This is a genomic window from Shewanella indica (assembly GCF_002836975.1).
Lineage (GTDB): Bacteria > Pseudomonadota > Gammaproteobacteria > Enterobacterales > Shewanellaceae > Shewanella > Shewanella indica.
In genome coordinates this window covers 93,800-102,942 of sequence record NZ_NIJK01000012.1, presented here as the reverse complement: position 1 = coordinate 102,942, position 9,143 = coordinate 93,800, and the positions used below count along the sequence as shown (strand labels likewise).

The 9,143-nt window shown below is 54.2% G+C and carries 8 protein-coding genes; 1 reads left to right on the top strand and 7 read right to left on the bottom strand.

What is annotated here, in order from left to right; all coding sequences use genetic code 11:
- Positions 1-200: 200 nt before the first annotated feature.
- The 4 genes from CX650_RS03570 to CX650_RS03555 form a co-directional block, all read right to left on the bottom strand.
- Positions 201-1,793, bottom strand: a complete 1,593-nt coding sequence (locus CX650_RS03570; protein ID WP_083399767.1) for an ABC-F family ATPase — start codon at positions 1,791-1,793, stop codon at positions 201-203.
- 204 nt (positions 1,794-1,997) lie between these two features.
- On the bottom strand, positions 1,998-2,384 hold the full coding sequence (locus CX650_RS03565; protein WP_101095044.1) for a hypothetical protein: 387 nt from the start codon (positions 2,382-2,384) through the stop codon (positions 1,998-2,000).
- A 284-nt stretch (positions 2,385-2,668) separates the two neighbouring features.
- Positions 2,669-4,561 (bottom strand): copper-translocating P-type ATPase, encoded by a 1,893-nt coding sequence (locus tag CX650_RS03560; RefSeq protein ID WP_101095043.1) that lies wholly within the window; start codon positions 4,559-4,561, stop codon positions 2,669-2,671.
- Complete coding sequence (locus tag CX650_RS03555; RefSeq protein ID WP_101095042.1) at positions 4,558-5,832, bottom strand: cation transporter; 1,275 nt, start codon at positions 5,830-5,832, stop codon at positions 4,558-4,560. The genes CX650_RS03560 and CX650_RS03555 overlap by 4 nt, the downstream gene beginning before the upstream one ends.
- Before the next feature lie 190 nt (positions 5,833-6,022).
- Here CX650_RS03555 and CX650_RS03550 point away from each other — a divergent pair, with 190 nt between their 5' ends.
- The gene (locus CX650_RS03550; protein WP_101053036.1) at positions 6,023-6,421 is read left to right on the top strand and encodes a MerR family DNA-binding protein; all 399 of its coding nucleotides are present in this window, start codon (positions 6,023-6,025) and stop codon (positions 6,419-6,421) included.
- 5 nt (positions 6,422-6,426) lie between these two features.
- On the opposite strand, the gene CX650_RS03545 is transcribed toward CX650_RS03550, so the two are convergent.
- The 3 genes from CX650_RS03545 to CX650_RS19980 all read right to left on the bottom strand — a co-directional run bounded on the left by CX650_RS03545 (position 6,427) and on the right by CX650_RS19980 (position 9,051).
- Entirely contained in the window at positions 6,427-8,484 is a 2,058-nt protein-coding gene (locus tag CX650_RS03545) for a S9 family peptidase (protein ID WP_373297530.1), read from the bottom strand.
- A gap of 66 nt (positions 8,485-8,550) precedes the next feature.
- A complete protein-coding gene (locus CX650_RS20290) occupies positions 8,551-8,772 on the bottom strand; it encodes a hypothetical protein (RefSeq protein WP_039032782.1) in 222 nt (73 codons plus the stop codon).
- A gap of 102 nt (positions 8,773-8,874) precedes the next feature.
- The gene (locus tag CX650_RS19980; RefSeq protein ID WP_157822986.1) at positions 8,875-9,051 is read right to left on the bottom strand and encodes a hypothetical protein; all 177 of its coding nucleotides are present in this window, start codon (positions 9,049-9,051) and stop codon (positions 8,875-8,877) included.
- Positions 9,052-9,143: the final 92 nt, after the last annotated feature.

Genomic DNA, 9,143 nt, shown 5'->3' with positions numbered 1-9,143 from the left:
ATGTCGAATGTAGGTTTGGTCATTTGAATATCCTTTTGGGTGTATATTACTCAAATGACACAGATTTATGAACACTACCGAAGAATAGGTCAGCGCGCCTCTGATCCAAGCCTTTAAAAACAGCAAGGCCGGTTCAATGAACCGGCCTTGTTTATTGTGATTTTTTCACTGGGTGTTACACCAAGCCTGCCATAAAAGACTTAGGCTTCAATGCCTTTGCTGGCCAGGAACTCATCATAAGTGCCCTTGAAGTCGCTCACGCCATCAGCGCTTATCTCTATGATACGGTTGGCCAGAGATGACACGAAGGCGCGGTCATGGCTGACAAACAGCAAGGTGCCTTCATAGAGCTCGAGAGCGTTGTTCAGCGACTCTATCGATTCCATATCCAGGTGGTTGGTTGGTTCGTCCATCACCAGAATATTGGGCTTTTGCAGCATCAGCTTGCCAAACAGCATACGACCCTGCTCACCACCGGACAGTACCTTGACAGATTTCTTGATGTCGTCGGCGCTGAACAGCATACGGCCCAGCACTGAACGCACCGCCTGATCGTCATCACCTTCCAGACGCCACTGACCCATCCAGTCGAACAGGTTCATATCATTTTCAAAGTCGCTGGCATGATCCTGGGCGTAGTAGCCGATACGATAGTTTTCAGACCACTGAATGGTACCGCTCTTTTGTGGCAACTCATGGATCAGTGTACGCAGCAAGGTGGTCTTACCCACACCGTTTTCACCCAGAATCGCAATACGCTCGCCCACTTCGGCGATAAAGTTCACATCCTTGAACAGCAGCTCATCGTAACCATTGCTCATGTTTTCAACAATCAAAGCGTTACGGAACAGTTTCTTCTCCTGTTCGAAGCGAATGTAGGGGTTAACCCGGCTGGAGGCCTTGATCTCATCCAGCTTGATCTTGTCGATTTGACGGGCACGGGACGTGGCCTGCTTGGCCTTGGAAGCGTTGGCAGAGAAGCGCGCCACGAAGGTTTGCAGCTCGGCAATCTGCGCCTTCTTCTTGGCGTTTTCAGCCACCAGGCGCTCACGAGCCTGAGAGGCGGCTGTCATGTATTCATCATAGTTGCCCGGATAGACCCGCAGCTCACCGTAGTCCAGATCCGCCATATGGGTACAGACAGAGTTGAGGAAGTATCTGTCGTGGGAAATAATGATCATGGTGCTGTTACGCTGGTTAAGCATCTCCTGCAGCCAGCGAATGGTATCGATATCCAAGTTGTTGGTCGGTTCGTCGAGCAGCAATACATCGGGATCAGAGAACAAGGCCTGTGCCAGCAGCACCCTGAGTTTCCAACCCGGTGCCACTTCACTCATAGGGCCAAAATGTTGCTCCAGCGGAATACCCACCCCGAGCAGCAGCTCACCGGCGCGGCTTTCTGCGGTATAACCGTCCATTTCGGCAAACTGCATCTCAAGATCGGCCACTTTAATGCCGTCTTCTTCGCTCATTTCCGGTAAGGAATAGATGCGATCGCGCTCCTGCTTCACCGCCCACAGCTCTTTGTGGCCCATGATCACTGTGTCGATAACGCTGTGCTCTTCATAGGCGAACTGATCCTGATTCAGCTTACCCAGACGCTCGTTGGGATCCAGCGAAACATTACCCGAGGTTGGCTCCAACTCACCGGAAAGGATCTTCATAAAAGTAGACTTTCCGCAGCCATTGGCGCCGATAAGGCCGTATCTGTTGCCTTCGCCGAATTTAACCGAGATGTTTTCAAACAGCGGCTTGGCGCCAAACTGCATGGTGATGTTAGCTGTCGTTATCACTGTATGATTCCAAAATATCCAGATGCGGGACCGGGCCATGTAAAGCCGCGTCCAAGAGCCCAAGGCCTATGATTGGCCGGGTAAATAAAGCCGGGCACTATAACATTCCTGCGTGAATTATCAACCAAACTCGCGGGCAGCCAGCGAGATAAAGCAGTGCAACCAGCTGTTTATAAAAGACTTTAAAAATCTTCTGTAAGCAGATTAAAAATCCAGATCGCGGCCACACACCAAGGTAGTTTCCGCCTTGTTTGTTGCAAAAGTGCTGTAACAGCCAAGTTCAGCGCGCAAAATATCCGCCGGCAAGGCATATCCCGGCTCACCATTGATAGTGACGCTCTCGCTGTCCTCGGTGTAATCCGTGCTCAGCATGGTGCCATCGGCCAACTGCCAGCGACTGAGAAATGAGTGCACATTGGCACAAACCGTGATTTCACACTCCAGGGTCTTTTGGCTGTCGCCCTTGATCACTATGCACTGAGTGCTTTTCACGCCGCAGCCCGCCTGAGCAGGTACAGAGACGGCGCTAAGCAGTAAGGCGCCGCCTAGCAGACTCAGCTTAGCTGCCGCGGTGAATTTTCTGGATTGCATTTTCCAGCTCCTTCCCCATTTCTTTTCTCCTTTCCCATTCCTTTTCTTATTCCCTGTTGTCCTTGCTGTGACTCGCTTGGCCCGCGATATCCAGCCCCAAGCTTATATTGACCAAAGGCTCTTATAGACTAAAGGCTCTAACTGGCTAAGGCCGTGACCGCAGGCTCTCTTTTCGGCAGGCATTATTGCTAAGCAAAGGCAAGCCCCTTATTTAAACAGGAAAAACAAGGCGATAAAACAAGAAAAAGCCGGGGCAATTTCCCCGGCTCGAACGCTGAAAAAGCTTAATCCAAAGACTGACGCCGCAAGCGATTGGCGTTGGTCACCACAGTCAATGAAGACAGCGCCATTGCCGCGCCGGCCACCACAGGGCTCAGCAAGATCCCTGTCAGCGGGTACAGCACCCCGGCAGCAATAGGGATCCCCAGAGTGTTGTAGATAAAGGCGCCGAAAAGGTTCTGCTTGATATTGCCAAGCGTCGCCCGCGACAGGGCAAATGCCCCGGCCAAGCTGCCCAGCCTTGGGTTAAGCAAGGTCAGGTCGGCGCTCTCTATGGCAATCTCTGTGCCCGAGCCCATGGCAATGCCGACATCGGCGGCCATCAGCGCCGGGGCGTCATTGATCCCATCACCGACCATGGCCACCACTTCACCCTGCGCTTGAAACTTACTGACCCAGGATTGCTTTTCATCCGGCAACACCCCGGCGATGACTTCCTCTATCCCCACCTGACGCGCCACGGCTTCAGCGGTGACCTGGTTATCACCACTGAGCAATACCAAGCGCTTGCCCTGAGCCTTGAGCGCGGCCATGGCTTCTTTGGCATCGGCTTTGATTGGGTCACTGATCCCCACCAACGCCAGCAGTTGATTATCTCGAGCCACCAGCACCTGGGTGTGTCCAAGCGCCGCCCCCTGCTCCAGTCTTGCCTGGTGCGCCTCGGTCAGCCTAATGCCCAGTGCGTCCATTAGCTTGCTGTTGCCGACCGCCCACTGCCGGCCTTCAAACTGACCCAGCAGCCCTTGCCCCTGGCGATAGTCAAACCCCTGCGGCTCACTCAGCACAACCTCTTTGGCTTTGGCGGCATCCAGCAGCGCCGCCGCCAAGGGGTGACCCGAGTGTTGCTCAAGGCTCGCCACGGCACGCAGCAGCTCGCGCTCATCAAAGGCATCATCAAAAATATCCACCTGGGTGACGGCGGGCTTACCTTCTGTGATGGTGCCGGTTTTATCCAGCACCACACAGCTGACCTTGCTGGCGGTTTGCAGCGCCTCACCGTTTTTCACCAACACCCCCATGGAAGCGGCGCGGCCGACAGATACCATGATGGACATAGGCGTCGCCAGCCCCAAGGCGCAGGGACAGGCGATAATCAGTACACTGGTCAGCACCACCAGCGCATGGGACAGCGCGGGCTCAGGACCGGCAAAATACCAGATGATGGCCGCCAGCAGCGCAATCACCACCACCACAGGCACAAACACGGCGGCTATCTTGTCTGTCAATCGCCCTATAGGCATCTTGGAGGTCTGGGCCTCCTGAACCAGGGCAATAATCTTCGCCAGGCGGGTATCGGCAGGCCCGGCAGTAACTTGGTAAATAAGGCTGCCGTTACCATTGACTGTGCCGGCGCTCAGACTGTCGCCCACGGATTTAGCCACAGGAATGGGTTCGCCTGTGAGCATGGACTCATCGAGCAACGAATTGCCTGAAAGCACTTCACCATCTAGCGCCACTCTGTCACCCGGGCGCAGTCTCAGCTTGTCACCCACCACCAGCGCCGCTATGGCCACGGTTTCATCGCCGTTTTCGGTGATCTTGATAGCCGTATTGCTCTGCAGGCCAATAAGCTTCTGCACCGCTTCACTGGTCTTGCCGCGGGCTCTCAGCTCCAATGCGTGCCCAAGGTTAATCAAGCCGAGGATCATCACACTGGCCTCAAAGTACACATGACGGGTGCCGTCGGGGAAAAAGCCGGGAATAAGCACCACCAGCATGGAGTAAAGCCAGGCCGTGCCCGTACCCAGGGCGATCAGCGTATCCATGTTGGCACTCTTGGCCTTGAGTGAGCGCCACATACCACTGAAGAAGTGCCCCCCGGTGGTGACCAGCAGCAACAAGGTCAACAGCCCCATGGCGCCCCAGATAAGTTGGCTTTGGCTATCGTGGATCATCATGTCACCACCGGCCANAAGAAGTGCCCCCCGGTGGTGACCAGCAGCAACAAGGTCAACAGCCCCATGGCGCCCCAGATAAGTTGGCTTTGGCTATCGTGGATCATCATGTCACCACCGGCCAGGCCCCAGATCATCAAGGGGATCCCCAGCCCAAGACCGGCAATGGCCTGCCTTATCCGGGTGCGATATTCCCTGGCATCATGCTCGGCCTTGTCGGCCATGGCACTGGCGGCGTCGGTTATCGGCTCGGCGCGATACCCGGCCGAGAGCAGCAGCGCAACGGCTTCAGCCACTGGCAACCCTGCGGCTACGCTCACCTGCTTGTCGGCCAAGTTGACTCTGGCCTCGACCTCTTTGGCGGCAAAGGCTTTTTCTATCTTGGCCACGCAGCTGGCGCAGCTCATATCCGGCACAAACAGTAGTGTGGGGCTGGCAGGATAAGCCGTGGCGGCCTTCTGCTTGACGGCTTTATCGGCATGCTTGCCAGTTTCAGCTTCAGTTGTAGTTGCAGCCACTGCCAGTTTCGAAGCGTCAGCCTGAGCTTCTGTCTCAATCTCAGTCTCGGTATCAGCCTCGGCATGCTCATCGCGCCAAGGCTCGGCGGTAAACCCGGCGGCCTTTAACAGTTCGGTCAACTCAGCGGCGGTTTTATGGCTTTTCAGTGCAAGCTGTTTCTGGTTCAGATTGACCGTCACCTCAGCTTCATCACTGAGCGCCTTACGAATACTGGCCTCACAATGGCCACAGGTCATATCGCCAACATAAAAGCGGAAGTGTTCCGGCTCACTTGTATTGCCAGGCGCAAGCGCTTGCGGGGTAAAGCCTGCACCTGTTATCAATTCGGCCAGTTCGGCCGCGCTCTTGTGACTTTTCAGCCGCAGTTGTTTGTCTTTAAGGTCGACTTCTACCTCAAGCTCATCAGCCAGCGCCTTGCGAAGCTTACTCTCACAGTGGCCGCAATTCATATCGGCAACATGGAAACTAAAGCGGCCAGGGGCTTCAGGGCTAGGTTCAGGGCTGGGCTCTTGCGCGCTGTCACTGGCGCCGGGAGCAGCAATCTCGGCCTGCTCGGCGTCATAACCTGCGTCTTTCAGTTTCGCCAACGCCGCGGCGGGGGTAAGCTCAGCGCCCGGGGCGAATGTCAGCGTCAACGACTTATCTGCCACCTCGGTAGCGGCTTCTACGCCGGTATCATCGGCGAACAGGGCCTTTATCTTGCGGGCGCAGCCGCCGCACTTCATATTCGCTATGGTGAATTGTATCTGGTCCATTGGAAACTCCCATCTGTGCCCCTCGCAAGCGAGGCTGGCTCAACACTGAGATAAAGGTTAAAGTCTCCCGTAACGGGAGAGTCAAGTCCGGATAATTATCCATAAGCGAAAAGGTGCTCTGACTCTCAACAATGCGCTTGCGGCGCGACAAAATAGCCCACAAAAGTCCCAACAGGGCAGGAGTTTAGCGATGAAAATAGGCGAAGTGGCCAAGGCAACTGGTCTGAGTATCAAGAGTATCCGCTATTACCATGACATAGGCTTGGTTGAGGCCCACAGAGGCGACAATGGGTATCGTGAGTATCGGACCGCTGAAATCGAGGCGCTCAAGTTTTTACAGCACTGCCGCGAGCTGGGCTTTACCTTGGATGAATGCCGGGATCTGTTGCAACTGAAACACAATCCCAAGCGCTGCGCCGAGGATGTCAAACGTCTGGCCAAAGGGCACCTGCAGGCGTTGGAAGACAAGATGGCCAGACTGGCGTCGCTGCATGCCCAACTGAGCGAACTGGTATCCCAGTGCCGCGGCGGCAATCAGTCTGAATGCGCCATCATAGATGGCCTGTCCAGCGAAACCAAACAGGCCTGAAGCTATCACTCAACTTGTTGTCCGGGCCGCGCCAAGGCTGCGGCATTGTCCAGCTTCAGTGCCGGTAGTGTGCCCGCCGGGGTGAAATCAAACACCATACCATAGAACACCAGCTCTGATTCCAACGCCAGTATCTTGTTGTGAGGCTGGCGGAAGCCATGTCCTTCTCCCTCTATGCCGATAAATGCTGTGGGCACCCCCTTGTCTTTCAGCGCCTTGTAGATATGCTGCGACTGACTCGGTGGCACCACCTTATCTTCGAGTCCTTGCAACAGCAGCAAAGGTTCGTTGAAACCCTGCAGGTGGTAGAGGGGCGAGCGTTCACGATACACTGCCTTCATTTCCGGGTAAGGGCCTATCAGTTGATCCAGGTATCTTGACTCAAACTTATGGGTTTCCTTGCCCAGCACCTCGATATCACTGATCCCGAAATAGCTCACCCCGGCCTTGAACTTATCATGGAAAGCCAAGGCTGAAAGCACGCTCAAGCCACCGGCACTACCGCCGCGGATAGCCAATTTCTCAGCATTGACCCAGCCTTGGTCAACTAAAAAACCTGCAGCCCAGACAGCATCCTCAACATCTGCCTTGCCCCAGTTGCCATAGAGGCTCTGGCGATATTGGCGGCCAAAGCCGGTACTGCCGCGATAATTGAGCTCAAACACGGCAAAGCCGCGGCTGGTCCAGTATTGAATGGCGCTGTCGTATGCCCTATTTGCGCTAGCGGTCGGTCCACCATGCAACATCATCAAAAGAGGCGGCCGGGTATCCGGCAGAGGTTGGTAATCACCATTTACCGGCGGATAAAAATAGCCGTGAGCCTTGTCTCCCCCCTTGGTGGTAAACTCAACATTGACGGCGCGGGAGATGTATCTGGGATCCAGACCACAAATTTTAGGTGCATACACAAGTTCTGTGCCGCGGCCGGAAACCTTATAGATGCCGCGCTCTGGCGTAGGTCTACTGCCAACGAAATAAACCCCGTCGGCCCCCTGCACCACCTGTTTGATATCGGCAAAGTCGGCAGCCAGCACTTCAATAACCCCGGTCTGCAGATCCAGTCGCAGCAATCCGGCATCCCCTTCCTTGTTGAAACTGGCTATCAGGGTATTTTCATTTTCAAAGGCGTAAGCGTGCTGCCCCAACTTCCAGGCAGGGCCGCCGATTTCAGCCTTGAGTTGGGTAACCTGTTCAATATCGCCTTTGGCATCAAGTCGATAGAGGTTCCACCAGTTGTCATAGTCGGCAATAAAGTAGAGCACGCCGTTTGGGCTAAACAGGGGTTGCATCAGTGCGCCCTTGCGCTCGGGTGCGATTTGGCGAATGTTAGTCAACTGCCCCTTGCGATTGAGATCCCCAAGCCACAACTGAGTATTATCCCAAGGCATGTTGGGATGTTCCCAGGTGATCCAGGCAAGCTGAGTATTGTCGGCATTGATTGCCGGAGAACTGATAAAGTCGTGCCCATCGACAAAGATATCCCCTTCTCCGGAGAAATTCAGGTTAATGGTCACCAAACTGGCCTTAGGCTCACCCGGTTGGCGATGATCTTCCCGAACACAAATAATCCGTGAGCCCTTGGGGTAAGAGATACATTCCCCGTGACGGGTGCCATTGGGAGTCAGAGCCAGCGCCTCCTGATTCGGCGCTATCCGGTAAAACAGCTGATCCTGCCCCTTGGTGACAAACAGGCTCTGACCTATACCAAGAAAATCGCCACCGCCATACTCATGAACGCGACTGCCGATACCAAAGGCCGGTGCCACCACACTGGTAATGCTGCCATCTTTTTCAAGACGCTTTATCCCCACCTTGCCGCCTTCGGCCGGGCTGGATTCCGAGAAATAAATCGCATCACCGACACTCTGCAGCTCACCTATTGCCGAAGCACTGCCGTAGACTTCGGCGGCCCCCAAAGGCGAGACCCAGCTGCCATAAGCGGCGCTAATCCTCTGCTCATTGTCGGCAGGCGCTTGTTGCTCCTGCGCAGGTTGACCGCACCCCTGCAGCACTAGCACCATCAGCGCTACGGCCAAAATTTGCTTTCCGGGATTGAAAATCATGGTTTCGTTTCCCCCAACACCCACCCTCAGGCAGATTGAAACTACTACAACTTAAGTCTTGTGTTGTTATTTAAATTTGGCGCAGAACCACTGCAACACCCTGTACTGCTGCAAACTGGATAATCCAAAAAAGATGCAGATCCAAGGTGAAAGCAAATAGTACCAGGTGATGGGTTCAGTAGAGCGACCGCTGAGAAGCAGATAGAAGAATCCGAAATAGATTACCATGACACCCGCAATTCCCACCAACAAAAGCAGGCGCTTAATCTGTTTCTCCAACCAATGCATGGGTGAGTGTCGATACCTCTGGTACTTTTAACTTTTATTAGGGGGGATTGTTCAATCCGAGACAAGAATTGTCAACGTCTGTAATACAAAGCGGACAAGTATCTACGCCTCACCATTGCAGAATGATAACTTTTGCAAGACCCTGGCGCGTTCGCCGGTTTCATCCCGCTCACCGGCCAAATCCTCATAGAAGTACATAAGTTCAGAGAAGATATTCACCAACTTATCGCCATCGTTCACATAGAGCTGCAGCGCATCATGGCAAAAGAAAATTAACAAACAAGCTGCCTGGTGGAGGAAGAAAACATCATCCCTGCCTTTGTTTGAAACCCAGTAAAGAACAGGGATGATATCTATTTTGGCCTTGATCT

Coding starts and splice junctions, on each gene's coding strand:
- CX650_RS03560 (WP_101095043.1), bottom strand. CDS start 4,561: ATGATGATCCACGATAGCCAAAGCCAACTTATCTGGGGCGCCATGGGG.
- CX650_RS03565 (WP_101095044.1), bottom strand. CDS start 2,384: ATGCAATCCAGAAAATTCACCGCGGCAGCTAAGCTGAGTCTGCTAGGC.
- CX650_RS20290 (WP_039032782.1), bottom strand. CDS start 8,772: ATGCATTGGTTGGAGAAACAGATTAAGCGCCTGCTTTTGTTGGTGGGA.
- CX650_RS03550 (WP_101053036.1), top strand. CDS start 6,023: ATGAAAATAGGCGAAGTGGCCAAGGCAACTGGTCTGAGTATCAAGAGT.
- CX650_RS03545 (WP_373297530.1), bottom strand. CDS start 8,484: ATGATTTTCAATCCCGGAAAGCAAATTTTGGCCGTAGCGCTGATGGTG.